We start from the raw sequence: 19,046 nt of genomic DNA, 5'->3' as shown, positions 1-19,046 counted from the left end.
CGGGTGGGGGTGCCCAGATCAGAGATCGATGAACGCGATCGCCGGCTCGTGCAGGCTGCCCAGCCAGACCCGGCCCTCGTGCTCCCGGACCCCGGTCACCATGTGGTAGCCGTCCGTCCGCACGTCGACGTCCTGCACGACCCGCCCGGTGTCGTCAAGGGCCTGGACCCGCACGGTCCGCTTCGGCTTGGGCTGGATCGCCTCCGGGATGCGGGTGGCGGCCCGTCGCAGGAACATCGGGCCGCCCTGCAGCCGCTCCACCACAGGGTCACGGGGGCTCGCGATGGTGACCCAGATCAGGCCGTCGGAGCCCCGGGCGATGTTGTCGGGGTAGCCGGGGAGGTCCTGCACGAGCAGGTCTCGGGTGCCGGCGCGGGGACCGGTGATCCAGTGGCGGACGACCGTGCGCGCCGCGGTCTCCGCCACCGCGACGTAGGACTCGTCGCGGGCCAGGGCGACGCCGTTGGCGAACGCCAGGCCGTCGAGGACCGTGGTGACCACCCCGTCGGTGCCCAGCCGGAGCAGGCGGCCGGTGCGGGTGACCTGCACGAAGTCGGACTTCCAGTCCTCGATGCCGAACCTGCGTGAGGAGTCCGAGAACCAGACGGTGCCGTCCTCCGCGATCGCCGCGTTGTTGCAGAAGACCATCCGCACGTCGTCGACGCTGTCGGTCACGGTCTCCACGGCACCGGAACCCGGGTCGACGCGGAGCAGCCCGCGGTGGGCGTCGCAGACCAGCAGCCGGCCGTCGGGGTCGAGCTCGATGCCGAGCGGACGCCCGCCGGTGTCGGCGACCCGGTCGATCCTCGCGCCGTCGTGGCTGGTCCTCCAGATCGCGCCGTCGGCGGTGCCGGTGAAGACCGAGCCCTCGTCCGGACCGCTCGTGGCGACCACGACGTCCTCCGCGCCGGGTCCCGGCACCGGCACGACCGTGAGGGCGGAGGAAGTCGGGGCGCTCACGCGGTCATGGTGGCGTAGAGGTCGGAGTCGAGGAAGCCCGGCACCGAGATCGACGCCGACGCCGTGAGGTCGAGCGCCCGGGCTGCGCCCGGCTCCACGAAGACGATCTGCCGGCCCTCGCGGCACTCGATGTCCGCGTCGACCAGGTCCGCCCTGGTGGCGTAGACGTGCATCCGGTCCCAGGAGCCGTAGGCCTCGTGGAAGACCTCGATGGCCCGCCACAGGGTCAGCTCCGCGGGGTCGATGCGGACCGCCGTCTCCTCCTCGAGCTCACGCGCCGCACCCTCGGCGGGGTCCTCACCGTCCTCGAGGTGCCCACCCGGCGGGCCCCAGCGCTCGGGGTCGATCACCGGGTGCTCGTCGCGCTCCTGGAGCAGGATCCAGCCCCGGCGGTCGACCACGATCACGCCGGCGAACTCGCGGGCCACCGCCCTACTTGCCCCTCAGCCGCTTGACCGCGCCGTTCGGCTTGAGCAGCAGCTGGATGGTGCGACGCTGCTTGAAGTCGAACAGGTGCTTGAGCGAGCCCGCGCCGGCGTCGAAGGAGAAGTCCCCGATCCGGCCGACCTTCCAGTTGTCCTCGATGAACCGGAGGATCGAGGACTGCGTGGTCTGGTGGTGGTCGACGAAGTTCGCCCGGGCGTACGGCGACAGGACCAGCAGCGGGAGCCGAGGACCGGGGCCGCAGCGACCGGTGTAGCCGCCCGCCGCGGGGACGCCCGAGCACAGGGGCGTGTCGAGCGTCGCGTTATGCGAGCCGTGGGTGATCTTCGCGGCCCGGTGGTCGTACCAGCCGTCGGAGTCGTCGTACGCGATGACGATCGCGGTGTCCTTCCAGTACTTCGACTTCTGGATCAGGTTGATCTGCTCCACCAGGAAGCGCTGCTCGTCGAGCGGGCTGGAGTAGCCCGCGTGGCCGTCCTCGAAGGCCCGCGCCTTGAGGAAGCTCACGGCCGGGAGGCTCTTGTTCTTGATCGCCTGCGCGAACACCGACAGGTCGTAGTTGTGGTTGGCCTGGTCGGTCGTGCCGACGGCCTTGATCGAGCTCGGCGGCAGGTGGTGCGGGTTGGCCGTCGAGGGGTAGTAGGAGAAGGGGTTGTGGTGCGGGATGTAGTCGATCGAGCTGCCGCCGCCGACGTTCTGGTGCGTCGTCCCGCACGTGGCGAACGTGCCGGGAGCGCCCGGCCACGGCGACGTCGGCGTGAAGCCGCCCTGGAACCAGCCCCAGGTGATCCCCTTCGCGTTGAGCAGGTCGCCGATGTTGCGGCCTGTGCCGACCACGAGGTTGGCGCCGGCGTGGTGCGAGCAGTCGTCGTGGTACGGCTGCGGGTCGCCGATCATCGATCCGACGCCGGTCGTCGGGTCGTGGTCGATCAGCTGGCTGGACGGCGTGGCGGGCGCGCCGGTGACCGGGTCGACCTCGACGAAGCCGTGCGTGTTGCCGGAGACCAGGTTGATCGCGCCCGGTGTCGAGGGGCCGAAGTTGTCGGCGAAGGACCGGTCGGACATCGCGAAGTTCTGGGCGTAGTTCCAGAGACCGGTGACGGTGTTGCCGTCGAAGTAGCCCATCGTCAGGCCCGGTGCGCCGAACGGCCCGGAGCAGGTGTCGACGCTGACGTTCTGGACGAACTGGTCCATGTGGCCGAGGTTGTGGGCCTTCTGCTCGGCGGTGTAGCCGTGGTTCTGGTCGCAGGTGAGCGCCTGCTTCGGCCCGAGGCGGAACGGCTTGTAGAGGTTGGGGTTCTTCTTCAGCTTCTTCGAGGTGATGAGGTTGTCGTTCCTCGGCGTGTTCTTCTTCGCCCTGAACTTGGTGCCGCCGCCCTTGTTGGTGGCCTTCGGGTAGGTCCCGAAGTAATGGTCGTAGGAGATGTTCTCGTCGAAGATCACGACCAGGTGCTTGATGGGGGTCTTGGTCCTGCCCTTCCTCGGGTCGAGGAACGCGACCGGCGAGACGCCGGTCGCCGCCTGGCCCGAGGCGACCGGCGCGGGCGCGGGTGCCCGCGAGGCGGCACCGGACCCGGGCACGGTGGCTCCGACGACGAGGGTGGCGAGCGCGCCGGCGAGGGCGCACACGCCGACGGTGGTTCCGAGACGACGAGGCATGCGCTGCGAACCTTCCTGGGATGTTCGACGAGGCGGGCCGGGAGGCGGGCCGTTCGTCACGTTACGCCCGCGAGCAGTCGTTGCCCATACCAGTCAGAGGGGTCCTGGACGCCGGGCAGGGCGAAGAAGTAGCCGCCGCCGATCGGCGAGATGTAGTCGACCAGCGGCTCCCCCGCGAGCCGCTTCTGGACGGTCACGAACGCCCGCTGCAGGTCGCTCTGGTACGCCGTGAAGACCAGCCCCATGTCCAGGTCGCCGTTCGCGTCGAGCCCCCGGTCGTAGTTGTAGGCGCGGCGGAGCATCCGGCTCCCGTCGGTGGCGGGTGTGCGCGGGTTGGCCATCCGGATGTGGGCGTCGAGCGGCGTGGTCGCGCCGACCGGGTCGTTGGAGTAGTCCGGCACGTCGGTCTCGACCGACCCCGAGAAGGGCGCGCCGGTGTCACGGCGCCGGCCGATCATCCGCTCCTGCTCGTTGAGCCCGACGCGGTCCCAGAACTCGACGAACATCCGGATCACGCGGACCACCTGGTAGCTCCCGCCCGCAGTCCACGCCGGCTCGCCGACGCCGACCCAGACCAGCCGGTCGAGCTCCTCGGGGCCGGGGTTGGCGGTGCCGTCCATGAACCCCATCAGGTTGCGCGGCGTGCCCGACGGCCGCGGCGGGGAGCCGAAGGCGTCGACCCGCCACCGCGGCTGCAGCGCCCCGCGGGTGTGGCGGAGCAGGTCGCGCAGCGCGTGCAGCACCGTGTCGGGGTGCGGTGCGGCGATCATCAGCATCAGGTCGCCGTGGCACAGGTCGGGGTCGAGGTCGTCGTCGGGGAACGTGCCCATCGTCGTCAGCCGCCGCGGCCGGCGTCGCGCCAGGCCGAACCGGTCGTCGAAGAGGCTCGCGCCCACCGACACGGTCACGGTCAGCCCGTCGGCGGGCAGCTCGGGGCCGAGCACGCCCGAGTCGGACGGCGGGCTGGTGATGCCGACGTCCGGCGGCCGGCCGCCCGTGCAGAGGAAGCGCGAGCGGTCGGTGAGGGTCCTCAGGAGCCCCGCCAGGTCGCGACGGCGGGTCGTCGTGACGTCGCACGCGACGTACGCCGCGCTGGCGACGACCTCGCGGGTGACCCCGGGCTGGTGCACGCCGTGGAACGGGATGGGCGCGGCGGGCTCGCTCCGGGCGGCCGCCTCGGCGGCGGCCCCGCGCCCGGGGCCCCACCCCGGCACCAGGCTGGCGCCGGCCGCGGCCCCGCCGAGCGCGCCCGCGGCGCCGGCGCCCAGCAGGCCGCGGCGCTGGATGCCGCTGGGCCGGTCGCCGGGCCGGTCGCTGGGCCGGTCGCCCGTCACGTGACCCTCCTCGGCTCGAGCACGCTGGCCACCGGCGCCAGCCGCTCGGCGAGACCGGCGACCAGGGCGTCGACGTGCTGCCGGCGGGCCAGCGGCCAGTCGTCCACCGCCCGGTGCCCGAGCGGGCCGCGGGCCAGCCTGGACACGACGCGGTGGGCCCGCTCCACCTCACCGAGCAGCCGCCGCAGGTGCGGGTAGCGGCCCCGGAGCTGCCGGCGCACCAGGTCCAGGACCACCCGGGTGCCCTCCAGACCGGCCGCCACGGTCGCGAGGTCGCTGTGGCTGCCGAGGTCGGCCTGGCCGGTGAGGACCGGGCGCAGCAGGTTCTCGGCGATCTCGTGGGCACGGATCGAGAACGTCAGCGGGGCGAGCTGGGCGCTCGCGAGCTCCTTGCGCAGGTCGCCGACGGCCTCCGCCAGCGCCGCGGCCTGCCGGCGCCGTTCGGCCGCGCTGGTCGAGGCGGGGTGCCACAGCGCGAGCTCGACGCGGTGGAAGCCCGTGAAGCCCGGGTCGCGGACCCCCCGGTGCAGTCCTGCGGGCAGGCCGTTGATGACGCCGTCGAGGTCGCCGAACGCGTCGTACGCCGCGCCCAGCCGCTCGTAGCCCGCGTGCGCGGTCAGCCACCAGCGCTTGGCGGCCGCCACGTCGCCGGCGGCCACCGCCGCGGACAGAGCACGGGTCTGCCGCTCGAGCGCCGGGAGCTGGCGGCGCACCCAGGCGGTGTAGCGCAGCGTGGCCCGCACCAGCTTGTCCTGCGGGAGCGGGCGGACGCCCCGGACGCCGGGCGCGTCCCCCGTGACGGTGCGCGCCGGACCGGTGACCGGCGCGTGCTCCTCGAACAGGCACTGCAGCGCGTAGTCGCCGGCGGCTAGCCGGACGTGGAGGGTCACGGTGCTGCCCGGGCCGAACGGCTCGAGCTCGGCGAAGACCTTGCGCCCGTTGCCTGCCCCCACCCCCACGACGCGGACCTCCCCCGCGCGGAAGTCGGTGTTGTGCAGGGTGATCTCCTGCCCTCCTGCGGGTCCGGGCACCCACGCGGAACCGCAGTCGTCCAGGTGGACGTCCACGACGCCGGGCGCGGCGTCGGCGGCGGGCGCGCCGGGTGCGGCCGTCGCGGTCCGGCGGTCGCTCGTGGAGACCGCGGTCGCGACCGTGCCCGCGACCGCCGCGGCCACCAGGACGAGGACCGCGGACAGGTGCATCCGCCGGGAGGGGGCCATGAGGCGGCCAGCCTAGGTCGGCCCTCGGCTGTGGTCGATCCCCCTCAGGGTGGGCCGGTCCCGACTCAGCGCAGGCGGTGCTTGCGGCGGCCGATGCCGTTGACGGCCAGCCGCATGGTGCGCGGCACCGGCACGCGGACGACGGCCTGCTTGCGGACGTACTCCTCGACGTGCCAGGTCACCCAGTGCCCCGCCGGGAAGTACGCCGCGTCACCCACCTCGAGCCGCACCGGCGGTTCGTCGTCGACCCGGATCGTGACCGCGCCGGCGACGACGACGATCGTCTCGTCGACGTCGTAGTACCAGCGGAACCGGCCCGCCGTGCAGTCCCACGTCCAGTGCGACGTGGTGCCGTCGGGGCTCTCGCCCCACTCCGAGATGCGCGCGCGGGGCGTGCCCTCGAGGATCCAGTCGGGGTTGATCGGCTGGTCGGTCAGCGAGATGTCGCTGCGCGCCACCTTGAGCACCGAGGAGGCCGCCGTCGGGGTCATGCACAGACGGTAGGTGGCCCGGCGCGGGGCGTGCACCCGAACCGCGGAACCCGTGGCAGGGTGACCGCGTGCCCTTCCTCACGAGCAGGCTCACGAGCAGGCTCACGAGCAGGCTCCCGAGCAGGCTGACGGCGGCGGTCCTCGCGCTCGTCGTCAGCGGCGGGCTCCCGGCCGTCGCCTCCCCCTCCGCGGGTGCCCCGCCCCCGGCCGCGGAGCGGACCGCCGACGCGCGGGCGGCCTCGCTGGCGTCGACGGGCTACGTCCTCGGTGGTGCGTCCGACTCCCTGGTCGCCCGGGACGCGCACGGCCTCGCGACGCTGGGCGTCGACGGCGTCTCGCTCGCCCGCAACGGGGGCTCGGTCTCGGCGCCGGACGCCGACCTGACGCGCCTGCTCGCCACCGCCCACGCCCACGGGCTGCGCGCCGAGCTGCTGCTCAGCAACTACAGCAACCGGCTCGGCGACTTCGACCCACGGGCCGCCGCCCGGCTCCTGCGCGACCCCGCCCACGTGCAGGCGGTCGCCGGTCGGCTCGCGTCGTTCGTGGCCGCCCAGGGCTGGGACGGCATCCAGGTCGACCTCGAGTCGATGGCCCGGCGCGACGCGGACGGGCTGCTCATGCTGGTGACCGAACTGCAGAGCCGGATGGCGCCCGAGAAGTCGGTGTCGATCGCCGTGATGGCCTCGACCGACCCGCAGGAGTACGTCGCCCGGGGCTACCGGCTCGCCGAGCTCGGCGCCGCCGTCGACATGCTGGCACTGATGACCTACGACCAGCACGGGCCGTGGTCCGGCCCCGGCCCCATCGGGGCGCTGGGCTGGCAGCGCCGAGCGGTCGGCGTGGTCACCTCGGTCGTGCCCGCGGCGAAGGTCGACCTCGGCGTGGCCGGCTACGGCTACACCTGGCCGCGGCACCGCGAGGGCCGCACCGTCACCGACCGGCAGGCTCGGCGGCTCGTCGCCCGCGACGACGCGCGCGCCCGGTGGCGCACTGGCCCGGGCGAGTGGACCGCCCGGCTCTTCGACGGCACGCGGCTGTGGTGGTCGGACGGGCGTTCGTACGCGCTGCGCCTCGCGCTGGCGACCGAGCTCGGGCTGCACGGACTGGCGCTGTGGCGGCTGGGGTCGGCCGACCCGCTGCCCTGACCTCGCCGGAGGTCAGAGGCGCGCGACGTAGCGGCGCCCGCGCAGCGCCTCCTCGACCAGCCCGACGGCGCGGCGTACGCCGGCGAGCCGCGCCTCCTCCGCCAGCCAGGTCTCGACCGCGGCATCGACCACGTCGAGCGTCGCGACGTCCCGCAGCTCGGCGCGCGCCTCGCTCAGGCCGCGCCTGACCGAGGCCTGGCACGCCTCCACGTGCAGGAGCGCGAACCGGGCGAGCACCACGGGGTGGTGACGCAGCGTCGGGTAGGCGCGGTACTCCGGTGGGCAGAGGTCGAGCAGCCAGTTGGTCGCCGTCCGCTCCCACTCGGGCGCGTCGGGAGGTCGCACCTCCGCGGGCCAGCCGGGCGGCGCCACGAGTCGGCGGGCGTGCTGCGAGACCATCGCCGCAGCCTACGTCAGGATTCGAACCTCTGTTCGATCAAGCGCGGATCCGGGCCACGCAGGGGTGGGCGCGGATCATCCGGCGAGGAAGCTGAACCGGACCGTGCGCTCGTCGTTGTCGACGTTGAGGTCGACCAGGCAGATGCTCTGCCAGGTGCCGAGGGCGAGCTCGCCGCCGAGGACCGGCACCGTGGCGTACGGCGGCACCAGCGCCGGCATCACGTGCGACCGGCCGTGGCCGCGCGACCCGTGCGCGTGCTTCCACCGGTCGTCGGCCGGCAGCAGCTCGCCGAGCGCCGCCAGGAGGTCGTCGTCGCTGCCGGCCCCGGTCTCGAGGATCGCGATCCCGGCCGTGGCGTGCGGCACGAACAGGTGGAGCAGCCCGTCGCCCCGGTCCGCGACGTAGCGGGCGCAGTCGCGGGTCAGGTCGAGGACGACCTCGCGGTCACCGGTGCGGTACTGGCGTGTCTCTGAGTCCACCCGCCGATCGTGGCACGGCGGCGTCGGACGCCGTCGAGCGCAGCCCCAGGAGGGTCGCGCACACCAGCACCCAGACGGTGCCGTAGACGAGGGCCGTGGCCACGTCGGTGAGGTGGTGGGCGCCCTGGTAGAGCCGGCTGAGTGCGACGAAGAGCGGCACGCACACGAGCAGCGCCACGACCGCTCCCCCGACACCGGTCGCGCGGCCGCGCCGGCGCAGCCACAGTGCGAGGAGCAGGGCCGCGCTGCCGTAGACCGCGATCGCCGACCCCACGTGGCCGGACGGGAAGCTCGCGTCCGGCACCAGGCCGGAGTCCATGAGGTGGACCGGCGGGCGGTCCCGCGGGTCGGCGTGCGTGCCGAGCCAGTAGATGCCGCCGTCGCCGACGTCCGCCACCAGGGTCAGGGCGGCCGCCGCGACCGAGCGCAAGGCGAAGCCGGCCACGAGCGCCACCAGGATGCCGAAGCCGAGGGCGACCGGCGTCTCGCCCAGCAGCGTCCCGACGTCGGACACGGGGTCGAGGGCTGACGTGCGCTGGTCCTCGAACCAGCGCGACACGTCGTCGTCGACGCCCTCGACGGGTCCCTGCAACGGGTGCGTGAGCAGCCAGCCCCACGCGACCACGACCAGCGCGATGACGGCGTAGGCCGCCACGACGCGGGCCAGCCTCCCTGTCCACGTGCCTGCCACAGCTCCTCCTCCGGGTCGTCCCCGTGCCCTCCAGAAGGGCAGTTACCCGGAGCGGTGGGGACTCAGCCGTCGGCCGGCCGGTCCAGCAGCGCGTTGACGCGGTCCACCTTCGCGGTCAGCTGGCCCTCGAAGCCGGGCCGGATGTCCGCCTTGAGCACCAGCCCGACGCGGGGCGACACCGCGGCGACGACGTCGACGGCGCGCTTGACCACGGCCATCACCTCGTCCCACTCGCCCTCGACGGTCGTGAACATGCTGGTCAGCTCCCACGGGAGCCCGGACTCCTTCACGACCCGGACGGCGGCCGCGACGGCCTCCGACACGGAGCCGTCCTCGGTGGTGGCGGTGGGCGAGATGCTGAAGGCGATGAGCACGTCCCCAACCTACGCAGCGGTCGGCGGCCGCCCGTCAGCGGCTGAAGAGGACGTACTCACCGCGGTGCAGGAAGAAGCCGAACTCGAACTTCTCGTTGAGGCAGGTGACGCCGATCTCCTCGCTGAGGCAGGAGATGTTGCCGTAGATCATCGCCTCGCCGTACGGCAGCGTCCGGGTGTTCGACGTCCGGATCGTGTCGGTGTTGCACACGGGCTGCACCTTCGACCGGCGGAACTCGAGGCGGCCGACGGTCTTCGACACCGGGTTGTTGCGGCAGACGTTCGGTCCCGGGATCCGGCCGACGTTGATCTCGCAACCCTTCACGAGCCGCATGCCGACGTTGCAGTAGATGTTGCCGCTGGGCGTGTAGAACTTCCGGTTCACGCGGACCTTCGTGGCGTTCTGGAAGTGCGCGAGCGCCTGGTCGTAGGTGCGCGGGATCGCGGCCCGCGCCGCGGGATCGGTCCGGGCCGCCCCCGCCGGGCCGGCCGTCACGAAGAGCGCGGAGCAGACGAGGGCGAGCACGACGAGCCAGGAGCGCGGAGACATGGCAGCACCTTGGCACGCGGCCCGCACCCGTGGCTCTAGCCCGTTCGGGCCGTGTGTTGGGCCGCGTCAGCCGCCCAGCACGCCCTCGACCAGCGCCCGCAGGTGGGCGGCGGTCGCGTCGCGGTCGAGGCCCTCGTGGCGGCGCAGCGTCGTCCAGGTCGAGACGTCGAGGACCGTGACCAGCAGCCGCAGCGTCTGCTCCCGGCGGGCGCCGCGACGCCGCCTCAGCTGCGGCTCGAACATCTCCGCGACCCACGCGCGGTGCGCGGCTCGACCGCGCTCGACGATCTCGCGCAGCTCGGGGACCCGCTCGGACAGCGCGACCGTCCGGAAGGTGCCGTCGCCCGTTGTCTCGTAGTCGCGGACCACCGCCGCCACCACCCCCTCGACGTCCCCCGGGCGCGCCGCCGCCCGGCTCTCCACGATCGCCGGCGCGACCCGCTCGGAGATCCCGGCCAGGTAGACCCCGATCTTGCTGCCGAAGTGGTTGACCACCGTCTGCTGCGAGACACCGGCGCGCGCCGCGACCTCGGCCAGGGTGACCTCGTCGAACCACGCCCCGGTGAAGAGGTCGACCGCGGCGTCGATGATCGCCTCGCGGGTCGCGGCGCGGGCCCGGTCGCGGCTCGACATCTCGTACCGTCGAGTGGCCACTCCCGCCTCCTCTACTTCGTTTTATCTTGACACAAATGAATTGATTCTCATACTAACAGACCATGACCAGATTCCTCGCGTACACCGCGCCAGCCACCGGCCACGTCTTCCCGCTCGTCCCCGGGCTGCTGGAGCTCCAGCGCCGCGGGCACGACGTCCACGTCCGCACGCTGCCCGAGCTGCTCGACACGCTCCGGGCCGCGGGTCTGACCGACGTCTCGCCCATCGCACCCGAGGTGCTGGCCGTCCGGGTCACCGACTACGAGGCCACGAGCGGCGCCGAGCGCCTCAGCGGCGGGCAGGCCGACCTCGTGCACCGCGGCCGGTTCGACGGGCCCGACCTGCAGGACGCGATCGCCGCCCACCGCCCGGACGTGCTTCTCGTCGACGCCATCGCGTACGGCGCGCAGACCGTCGCCGAGGCCTCGCCGCTGCCGAGTGCCGTCGTCATGCCGTCCGTGCTGCCGTGGCCGGGCCGCGGGATACCGCCGTACGGTCTCGGGCTGGCGCCGATGGCCGGCCCCCTCGGCCGGCTGCGCGACCGGGTGCTCTGGAAGGTCGTGGAGCGGGCGTTCGGCAAGGCGATGCTGCCCGGGCTCAACGAGCTCCGCGTGGCCGCCGGGCTGGCGCCGTTCCGGTCGCCCCTGGAGCAGCTGCCCTCGCACGACGGCGTGATCGTGCTGACCGGCGAGCCGCTGGAGTACCCGCGCACCGACCTGCCCGCGGCGTTCCACCTCGTGGGCGCGCAGCCGTGGGACCCGCCCGCCGACCGGCCGGCCTGGCTCGACGAGCCCGGCGACCCGTGGGTGCTGGTGACCTGCTCGAGCGACTACCAGGGCGACGAGGACCTCGCCCGGGTCGCCGTGGAGGCGCTGCGCGACGAGCCGGTGCGGGTCCTGATGACGCTCGTCGACGCGCACGACACCGCGGGCCTGACCTCCGCGGGCAACGTCCGGGTCGAGCGGTTCGTGCCGCACGGTCAGGTGCTCCCGGAGTGCGCTGTGGTGGTGACCCACGGCGGGTTCGGCATCGTGTCGAAGTCGCTCGCGGCCGGCGTGCCGAGCGTCGTGGTGCCGTTCGGCCGCGACCAACCCGAGATCGCCCGCCGGGTGAGCGAGGCGGGCGCCGGGGTGACGCTCAGGGCGGGCGACCTGACCCCGGAGCGGCTCCGCGACGCCGTACGCCGGGCGCGGGCGCTCGACGCCTCCACCCAGCGGGCCGCGACGGTCCTGCGCGAGCACGGCGGCGCGGGCCGCTTCGCCGACGCCGCCCTGTCCGTGGCCGGCGCGGGGGTGGCAGGCTGCCGGGCGTGAACCTCGACGAGGTCGGCCGGCTGGCCCTGTCGCACGAGGGGGTCAAGCGCAAGGGCACCGAGGCGCGCCCGGCGTGGTACGTCGACGACCGGCTCGTGGTGCGTCGGCTCGACCCGACCTCGGTGGTGATCCGGGCCGGCTTCGCCGCGCGCGAGCGGCTGCTGGCCGACCATCCCGACACCTTCGGCGTCCCACCGCGGTTCGAGAGCCACATGATGGTCGTGGTCGAGCTCGACCGCGCCGACCCCGCCGCGGTCACCCGCGCGGTCGCCGAGGCGGTCGAGCTGCAGCGCCGCCGCTGAGCTACCCGTCAGGCGCGGCGTAGGCTCCGTAGGACGTACTGCATGATCCCGCCGTTGCGGTAGTAGTTCGCCTCGCCGGGGGTGTCGATGCGCACGACCGCGTCGAAGTCGGTGGATCCGGACGGGCCGTCGGCCGTGACCTTCACCGTGCGCGGCGTGGTGCCGTCGTTGAGGTCTGTGACACCGGTGACAGAGAACGTCTCCTCGCCGGTGAGGCCGAGCGACTCGGCGGTCTCGCCCTCGGGGTACTGCAGCGGCAGCACGCCCATGCCGATGAGGTTCGAGCGGTGGATGCGCTCGTAGGACTCGGCGATGACGGCCTTCACGCCCAGCAGCGCGGTGCCCTTGGCGGCCCAGTCGCGCGAGGAGCCGGAGCCGTACTCCTTGCCGGCCAGGACCACCAGCGGAGTGCCGGCCTCGAGGTAGTGCTCGGAGGCCTCGTAGACCGACGTCACCGTCGCGTCGTCGCCCTCGCCGGTCGTGAAGTCGCGGGTGAAGCCGCCCTCGGTGCCGGGCGCCAGCTGGTTGCGGAGCCGGATGTTGGCGAACGTGCCCCGGATCATCACCTCGTGGTTGCCGCGGCGCGAGCCGTAGGAGTTGAAGTCGCGCTGCTCGACGCCGTGCTCGGCGAGGTAGGCGCCGGCGGGCGAGTCCTTCTTGATGGCGCCGGCCGGGCTGATGTGGTCGGTCGTGACCGAGTCGCCGAGCTTGAGCAGCACCCGGGCGCCCTCGATGTCGGTGACCGGCTCCGGCTCGTCTGGCATGCCGTCGAAGTACGGCGGCTTGCGCACGTAGGTCGACTCGGCATCCCACTCGAACGTGTCGCCCTCGGGCGTCGGCAGCGACTGCCACTGCTGGTCACCGGCGAACACGTCGGCGTAGTCGCGGGTGAACATCTCGGAGGTGATCGCGGTGGCGATGACCTCCTCGACCTCCTGCGCGGTCGGCCAGACGTCCTTCAGGAAGACGTCGTTGCCCTCCTGATCCTGGCCGAGCGGGTCGTTGAACAGGTCGACGTCCATCGACCCAGCCAGCGCGTAGGCGACCACCAGCGGCGGCGAGGCCAGGTAGTTCATCTTCACGTCGGGGTTGATCCGGCCCTCGAAGTTGCGGTTGCCGGACAGCACCGAGACGACCGCGAGGTCGTTGTCGTTGACGGCCTGGGTCACCTCGGGGATCAGCGGGCCGGAGTTGCCGATGCAGGTCGTGCAGCCGTAGCCGACGAGGTTGAACCCGAGCTTGTCGAGGTACGGCGTGAGGCCGGCCTTCTCGTAGTAGTCCGAGACGACCTTCGACCCCGGCGCGAGCGTGGTCTTGACCCACGGCTTGCGCTGCAGGCCCTTCTCGACGGCCTTCTTGGCCAGCAGCGCGGCGCCGATCATCACCGAGGGGTTGGAGGTGTTGGTGCACGACGTGATGGCCGCGATGGCGACCGCGCCGTGGTCGACCTCGAACGTCGTGCCGTCCTCGAGGGTCACCATCGCGGGGTTGCTCGGCCGGCCGCCGTCCTTCGGCGCGCACGAGAGGTAGTCGCGCGACGGCGTCTGCCCATGCACGTCGTCGTGCGCCGCGGGTGCGTCCGAGGCCGGGAACGACTCCTCGAGCGCCTCGTCGTACTCACCGGACACGGCAGCCTCGCCGTCCTCGACGTAGGCCGCCAGCGCGCCGCGGAAGCCCTGCTTGGCGTCGGAGAGCGCCACGCGGTCCTGGGGGCGCTTCGGCCCGGCGAGCGACGGGACGACGGTGGTCAGGTCGAGCTCGAGCTTCTCGGAGTAGCGCGGCTCGGCGTCGGGGTCGTGCCAGAGGCCCTGCTCCTTGGCGTAGGCCTCGACCAGCGCGAGCTGCTCCTCGGTGCGGCCGGTGAGCTCGAGGTACTTCGTGGTCTCCTCGTCGATCGGGAAGACCGCGATGGTGGAGCCGAACTCCGGGCTCATGTTGCCGATCGTGGCGCGGTTGGCCAGCGGCAGGGCAGAGACGCCGGGGCCGTAGAACTCGACGAACTTCCCGACCACGCCGTGCTTGCGGAGCATCTCGGTGATCGTGAGCACCAGGTCGGTCGCGGTCGCGCCCTCGGGCAGGTCGCCGCTCAGCTTGAAGCCGACGACCCGCGGGATCAGCATGCTCACCGGCTGGCCGAGCATGGCCGCCTCGGCCTCGATGCCACCGACGCCCCACCCGACCACGCCGATGCCGTTGACCATCGTGGTGTGGGAGTCGGTGCCGACGCAGGTGTCGGGGTAGGCCACGGTCTCGCCGTCGACCTCGCGGGTGAACACCACGCGCGCCAGGTGCTCGATGTTGACCTGGTGGACGATGCCGGTGCCGGGCGGCACGACCTTGAAGTCCTCGAAGGCGCCCTGGCCCCAGCGCAGGAACTGGTAGCGCTCGCGGTTGCGCTCGTACTCGATCTCGACGTTGCGCTCGAACGCCTCGGGCGTGCCGAACACGTCGGCGATCACCGAGTGGTCGATCACGAGCTCGGCCGGCGCGAGCGGGTTGATGCGCGTCGGGTCACCGCCGAGGTCGGCCATCGCCTCGCGCATCGTGGCGAGGTCGACCACGCACGGCACGCCGGTGAAGTCCTGCATGATCACGCGCGCCGGGGTGAACTGGATCTCCTTGTCGGGGTCGGCGTCGGCGTCCCAGCCGGCCAGCGCCCGGATGTGCTCCTCGGTGATGTCGGCGCCGTCCTCGGTGCGGAGCAGGTTCTCCAGCAGCACCTTGAGGCTGTAGGGCAGGCTCGCGACGTCCAGGCCCTCGCCGGTGACCTTGTCGAGCCGGTAGATCTCGTACGACGTGCCGCCGACGTCGAGACTGCCCTTGGCTCCGAAACTGTCCTTGCTGGCCATGCTCACCATCTCCTCGTCTGACCCCTCGACAACGCCGGCTGCTTACCCATCCTGCCGTCGCGCGCAATGCGGTCGGTACCCGCCCGCAAGTCTCTTGATGTCAAGATACACGACGTCGAGATGGGACGCGACAGGGGACTGACCCGACGAAACTGCCGCTGACCGGATGGAACTCCTTGCGGTCAGCGCCAGTTTCACCGGGTACCCGGTGAAACTGCCCCAGCCGACGCCCCTCAGCCCAGCAAACGCGGCTCGATCCGCGTCTCGCTGACGCTTCCGTCCTCGCGGCGCTCGACGACGTACGCCGCGACGCCGGGCCGGTCGGCGACGGCCTCGACCAGCTCGGTGCCGTCGTAGACGAGGCCGACGCCGTCGTCGGTGGCGTGGGAGGTCGGCAGGTCGCCCTTGCCGACCAGGGCGTGCAGCAGCGGCCGGCGCTGGTCCTCGCTGTCGTAGTGGACGCCGTTGCCGTAGGGCAGGAGCCCCAGGCCGGGGGGCGAGAGCCGCAGGTCGGAGCCGAAGCTGTCGGTGGGGCCGCCGGCGTACCAGCAGATCGAGCCGGCGGAGACGCCGCCGAGGACGACGCCGCTCTCCCAGCACTCGCGCAGGACCTCGTCGAGACCGTGCACGCGCCAGACGGCGAGGAGGTTGGCCACCGATCCCCCGCCGACCCAGATGACGTCCTGGGCCAGCAGGTGGGCGCGCACGTCGGGGACGTTGGGCATCGAGAACAGCTCGAGGTGCGTGGCCCGGACGTCGGAGCCGGCGAAGGCGCGGAAGAACGCCGAGGTGCCGTTGACCGCGTCGCCGCAGGCGGTGCCGAGGTAGCAGAAGCGGGGCCGCTCCGGATCGCCGGCGAGGTGGATGGCGTGCTCGATGAGCGGGCCTGGGCGCCAGTCGAACGGCGTGGACTCGGACGGCAGGAAGCCGCCCGACGTGGCGAGGATGCGCATGGACTCAGCCCCCGAGATCGGTTGGGACCGCTACAGCCACGCACTCTACGTGGTGGGTCATGGGAAAGAGATCCAGTCCGCGGAGTCGGTCCAGCCGGTAGCCGTGCTCGGCGAGGACCGCGAGGTCGCGCGCCAGCGCGGCCGGGTCGCAGGCGACGTAGGCGATCGCCCGCGGACGCCGGGCCGCTACGGCCTCCACGACGGCGCGTCTCGCCCCCTCGCGGGGCGGGTCGAGCACCACGAGGTCGACCGGCTCGACGGGCAGGCCGGCGAGCACCTCGCCGACGTCGCCGGCGAGCACCGTCGCCGCGGGGACGTTGGCCCGCGCGTGCTCGCACGCGGCCGCGTCGCCCTCGACCAGCGTCACGGCGCCTTCGCCCACCGCCTCGGCGAGGAACCGCCCGAACAGGCCGACCCCGGCGTAGAGGTCGAGCACCGACTCCCCCGGCTGCGGCGCGAGGTAGGCCAGCACGGTGTCGACCAGCACCCCGGGCGCGCCCGGGTGCACCTGCCAGAAGCCGTCGTCCGCCACCTCGAACGCCGCGCCACGCACGACGTGGTCGGCGGGAGCCACGGCGATCAGGCAGTCGTCGACCTCGACGACCTGGTGCGAGCGGTGCTTGCGCATCCCGCGGCGCCCGCCGGGCAGCGCCACGAACCGCTGCCGGGTGCGCCAGCGCAGGCCGTCGTGCTCGTGCGGAGGCAGACCCGGCACCTCCTCCACCGTGACGTCGACGTCGAGGCCGGCGAGCCGGGACAGCTGCTCGCGGACCACGTCCGCCTTCAGCGCCCGCTGCCGCGACAGCGCCACGTGCTGGAAGTCGCAGCCGCCGCACAGGCCGGGACCGGCGTACGGGCACGGCGGGACGACCCGGTCGGCGTCGGCCTCCGCCACCTCGACGGCGTCGCCGCGCCAGAACCGGTCGCCGTCGGTGCCCTCGGTGATCTCGACGACGACCCGCTCGCCGGGGAGCGCGTGCCGCACGAAGACGACTCGCCCCGGCCCGTCGTCCGCAGGCAGGCGGGCGACGCAGTGGCCACCGTGCGCGACGGGCCCGACCACGACCTCGTGCCGCTCGCCGACGTGCGACGCACCTCGCGGGGGCCGGTTGCGGGTGCGTGCGCGAGGACGCCGTGCGGGGCTCAGCGGATGCCGTCCCTGCGCTCGCCGCGCGGGTCGACCTCGCCGCGGCGCAGGTCGCCGGGCCGGACGCGGTAGTCCTCGCGCAGCTCGCGCTCGCGGGCGATCTGCGAGGACCGGAGCTGGTAGGGCACCGAGGTCACCATCACGCCCGGGGTGAACAGCAGCCGCCCCTTGAGCCGCAGGGCGGTCTGGTTGTGCAGCAGCTGCTCCCACCACCGGCCGACGACGTACTCCGGGATGTAGACCGCGACCACGCCGCGCGGGTTGGCCTGCTTGATCTCGGTGGCGTACTCGACGATCGGCCGGACCAGCTCGCGGTACGGCGAGTGCAGCACCTTGAGCGGCACGTCGATGCGGCGCTGGTCCCACTCCTCCAGCAGCCGGTTGGTCTCCGCGGGACTGGTCGAGACGTAGACCGCCTCGAGCACGTTGGGCCGGGTGGCCTTCGCGAAGGCCAGGGCGCGCAGCGTCGGCTTGTGCAGCTTGGAGACCAGGACGATGGCGTGCACGCGCGTCGGCATCACCTTGTCCTCGTCCTCGGCGGCCAGCTCGAGCTGCACGTTGTCGTAGTGGCCGCGGATCGCGCGCATGATCGCGAAGAAGAAGACCATCGCCAGGATCGTGATCCACGCGCCGGCGAGGAACTTGGTGACCAGCACGATCACGAGCACGACCGCGGTGAAGGTGAGGCCGATCGTGTTGATCACCCGCGAGCGCATCATCCGGCGCCGGACGACGGGGTCCTGCTCGTCCTTCAGGTGGCGGCTCCAGTGCCGGATCATCCCGAGCTGGCTGAGGTTGAACGACACGAAGACGCCGACGATGTAGAGCTGGATCAGCCGGGTGGTCTGGGCGTCGAAGACCAGGATCAGGATGATCGCCATGACCGCGAGGAACACGATCCCGTTGCTGTAGGCCAGCCGGTCGCCGCGCGATCCGAGCGCGCGCGGGGCGAAGCCGTCCTTGGCCAGGATCGAGCCGAGGACGGGGAAGCCGTTGAAGGCGGTGTTGGCCGCCAGCACCAGGATGATCCCGGTCACCGTCACCACGAGGTAGAAGCCGGGCGTGAAGTCGTGGAAGACCGCCCGCGCGATCTGCGAGATCACGGGGTGCTGGTCGAAGCCGGCACGGACGGGCTCGCCGTCGCGGCTGAGCCGCTCGAAGTCGTGCGGGTCGACGTAGCGGATGCCCATCTGCCGCGCGAGCACGATGACGCTGATCATCATCGTGATCGCGATCATGGCCAGCAGGAGCAGCGTGGTCGCGGCGTTGCGGCTCTTCGGCTTGCGGAACGCCGGCACGCCGTTGGAGATGGCCTCGACGCCGGTCAGCGCCGCGCAGCCGGAGGAGAACGCGCGGGCGAGCAGGAACATCAGCGCGAACGTCGTCAGCGAGTCGGAGCTGCCCACGTCGGGGTCCGGCGTGATGTGCAGGTCGGCGCTCTCGACGTCGGGCAGATCGCCCGCCGCGAGCCGCAGCAGGCCGTAGCCGCACATGCCGAGGATCGCGACCATGAACGCGTAGGTCGGGACGGCGAAGAACGTGCCGGACTCGCGGATGCCGCGCAGGTTCATCGCCATCAGCAGCAGCACCAGGGCCGAGGCGAAGACCGCCTCGTGACCGTCGAGCGCCGGGATCGCGCCGGCGGCGTACTGCGCGCCGGAGGAGATCGACACGGCGACGGTGAGCACGTAGTCGACGAGCAGGGCACTGGCGACCGTCATGCCGGCGGTGCGCCCGAGGTTGACCGTCGCGACCTCGTAGTCGCCGCCACCGCTCGGGTAGGCGTGCACGGTCTGGCGGTACGACGCGATCACGGCGGCCATCACCAGCGCCACGGCGACCGCGATCTTCCACGACCAGACGTACGCCGAGGCGCCGGCCAGCGAGAGCATGATGAAGACCTCGTCGGGCGCGTAGGCGACCGACGAGAGGGCGTCGCTGGCGAAGACCGGGAGCGCGATCCGCTTGGACAGCAGCGTCTCGCCCAGCTGGGAGCTTCGCAGCTTGCGTCCCAGCAGGATCCGCTTGGAGACGTCGCCGACACCCACGAGCCGCAAGCGTACGCACACCGCGGCCCGGAA

Annotated in this window: 19 protein-coding genes; 3 read left to right on the top strand and 16 right to left on the bottom strand. The window is 72.7% G+C overall.

Annotated features, from left to right (window positions below; genetic code table 11):
• Window positions 1-18: 18 nt before the first annotated feature.
• From G514_RS0104270 to G514_RS0104245, 6 genes are all read right to left on the bottom strand, one after another.
• Window positions 19-960, bottom strand: coding sequence for an SMP-30/gluconolactonase/LRE family protein (locus G514_RS0104270; RefSeq protein WP_028650745.1), 942 nt, complete (start codon window positions 958-960; stop codon window positions 19-21).
• Window positions 957-1,388 (bottom strand): NUDIX domain-containing protein, encoded by a 432-nt coding sequence (locus G514_RS0104265; RefSeq protein ID WP_036563499.1) that lies wholly within the window; start codon window positions 1,386-1,388, stop codon window positions 957-959. The genes G514_RS0104270 and G514_RS0104265 overlap by 4 nt, the downstream gene beginning before the upstream one ends.
• Window positions 1,389-1,392: 4 nt before the next feature.
• A complete protein-coding gene (locus G514_RS24830) occupies window positions 1,393-3,063 on the bottom strand; it encodes a phospholipase C (RefSeq protein ID WP_084151763.1) in 1,671 nt (556 codons plus the stop codon).
• A 56-nt stretch (window positions 3,064-3,119) separates the two neighbouring features.
• Window positions 3,120-4,397: an iron uptake transporter deferrochelatase/peroxidase subunit gene (efeB, locus tag G514_RS0104255; protein WP_245582094.1), complete on the bottom strand. Its 1,278-nt coding sequence runs from the start codon at window positions 4,395-4,397 to the stop codon at window positions 3,120-3,122.
• A complete protein-coding gene (locus tag G514_RS0104250) occupies window positions 4,394-5,617 on the bottom strand; it encodes an EfeM/EfeO family lipoprotein (protein WP_028650742.1) in 1,224 nt (407 codons plus the stop codon). Before G514_RS0104250 ends, efeB begins: the two co-directional genes overlap by 4 nt.
• Before the next feature lie 65 nt (window positions 5,618-5,682).
• Window positions 5,683-6,108, bottom strand: a complete 426-nt coding sequence (locus G514_RS0104245; RefSeq protein ID WP_036563606.1) for a cupin domain-containing protein — start codon at window positions 6,106-6,108, stop codon at window positions 5,683-5,685.
• A 68-nt stretch (window positions 6,109-6,176) separates the two neighbouring features.
• Between G514_RS0104245 and G514_RS24825 the strand changes: the two genes are divergently transcribed.
• The gene (locus G514_RS24825) at window positions 6,177-7,253 is read left to right on the top strand and encodes a glycosyl hydrolase family 18 protein (protein ID WP_051246700.1); all 1,077 of its coding nucleotides are present in this window, start codon (window positions 6,177-6,179) and stop codon (window positions 7,251-7,253) included.
• A gap of 12 nt (window positions 7,254-7,265) precedes the next feature.
• Here G514_RS24825 and G514_RS0104235 read toward each other — a convergent pair whose 3' ends face one another.
• The 6 genes from G514_RS0104235 to G514_RS24820 form a co-directional block, all read right to left on the bottom strand.
• The gene (locus G514_RS0104235; protein WP_028650740.1) at window positions 7,266-7,652 is read right to left on the bottom strand and encodes a hypothetical protein; all 387 of its coding nucleotides are present in this window, start codon (window positions 7,650-7,652) and stop codon (window positions 7,266-7,268) included.
• Between the two features lie 75 nt (window positions 7,653-7,727).
• Complete coding sequence (locus tag G514_RS0104230) at window positions 7,728-8,132, bottom strand: YjbQ family protein (RefSeq protein WP_028650739.1); 405 nt, start codon at window positions 8,130-8,132, stop codon at window positions 7,728-7,730.
• Window positions 8,098-8,823, bottom strand: coding sequence for a phosphatase PAP2 family protein (locus tag G514_RS0104225; protein WP_157544592.1), 726 nt, complete (start codon window positions 8,821-8,823; stop codon window positions 8,098-8,100). The genes G514_RS0104230 and G514_RS0104225 overlap by 35 nt, the downstream gene beginning before the upstream one ends.
• Before the next feature lie 62 nt (window positions 8,824-8,885).
• Window positions 8,886-9,197 (bottom strand): thiamine-binding protein, encoded by a 312-nt coding sequence (locus G514_RS0104220; RefSeq protein ID WP_028650737.1) that lies wholly within the window; start codon window positions 9,195-9,197, stop codon window positions 8,886-8,888.
• A gap of 34 nt (window positions 9,198-9,231) precedes the next feature.
• Window positions 9,232-9,747 carry a hypothetical protein gene (locus G514_RS0104215; RefSeq protein ID WP_028650736.1) on the bottom strand — a complete coding sequence of 172 codons (516 nt, stop codon included), beginning with the start codon at window positions 9,745-9,747 and terminating at the stop codon, window positions 9,232-9,234.
• A 66-nt stretch (window positions 9,748-9,813) separates the two neighbouring features.
• The gene (locus G514_RS24820; protein ID WP_157544591.1) at window positions 9,814-10,401 is read right to left on the bottom strand and encodes a TetR/AcrR family transcriptional regulator; all 588 of its coding nucleotides are present in this window, start codon (window positions 10,399-10,401) and stop codon (window positions 9,814-9,816) included.
• A gap of 62 nt (window positions 10,402-10,463) precedes the next feature.
• On the opposite strand from G514_RS24820, the gene G514_RS0104205 reads away from it, so the two are divergent.
• Both G514_RS0104205 and G514_RS0104200 read left to right on the top strand, forming a co-directional pair.
• Window positions 10,464-11,714: a glycosyltransferase gene (locus tag G514_RS0104205; RefSeq protein ID WP_028650735.1), complete on the top strand. Its 1,251-nt coding sequence runs from the start codon at window positions 10,464-10,466 to the stop codon at window positions 11,712-11,714.
• Window positions 11,711-12,016 (top strand): hypothetical protein, encoded by a 306-nt coding sequence (locus G514_RS0104200; RefSeq protein WP_028650734.1) that lies wholly within the window; start codon window positions 11,711-11,713, stop codon window positions 12,014-12,016. The genes G514_RS0104205 and G514_RS0104200 overlap by 4 nt, the downstream gene beginning before the upstream one ends.
• Before the next feature lie 8 nt (window positions 12,017-12,024).
• On the opposite strand, the gene G514_RS0104195 is transcribed toward G514_RS0104200, so the two are convergent.
• The 4 genes from G514_RS0104195 to G514_RS0104180 all read right to left on the bottom strand — a co-directional run bounded on the left by G514_RS0104195 (window position 12,025) and on the right by G514_RS0104180 (window position 19,013).
• Complete coding sequence (locus G514_RS0104195) at window positions 12,025-14,865, bottom strand: aconitate hydratase (RefSeq protein WP_028650733.1); 2,841 nt, start codon at window positions 14,863-14,865, stop codon at window positions 12,025-12,027.
• Window positions 14,866-15,098: 233 nt separating this feature from the next.
• Complete coding sequence (locus G514_RS0104190; RefSeq protein ID WP_036563495.1) at window positions 15,099-15,818, bottom strand: Type 1 glutamine amidotransferase-like domain-containing protein; 720 nt, start codon at window positions 15,816-15,818, stop codon at window positions 15,099-15,101.
• A gap of 4 nt (window positions 15,819-15,822) precedes the next feature.
• Window positions 15,823-16,965: a class I SAM-dependent RNA methyltransferase gene (locus G514_RS0104185; protein WP_028650731.1), complete on the bottom strand. Its 1,143-nt coding sequence runs from the start codon at window positions 16,963-16,965 to the stop codon at window positions 15,823-15,825.
• Window positions 16,962-19,013, bottom strand: coding sequence for an APC family permease (locus tag G514_RS0104180; RefSeq protein WP_051246778.1), 2,052 nt, complete (start codon window positions 19,011-19,013; stop codon window positions 16,962-16,964). The genes G514_RS0104185 and G514_RS0104180 overlap by 4 nt, the downstream gene beginning before the upstream one ends.
• Window positions 19,014-19,046: the final 33 nt, after the last annotated feature.

Source organism: Nocardioides halotolerans DSM 19273, assembly GCF_000422805.1.
GTDB lineage: Bacteria > Actinomycetota > Actinomycetes > Propionibacteriales > Nocardioidaceae > Nocardioides > Nocardioides halotolerans.
Note: the sequence above shows the minus strand (reverse complement) of the source record. Positions and strands in the feature narration are given on the sequence as shown.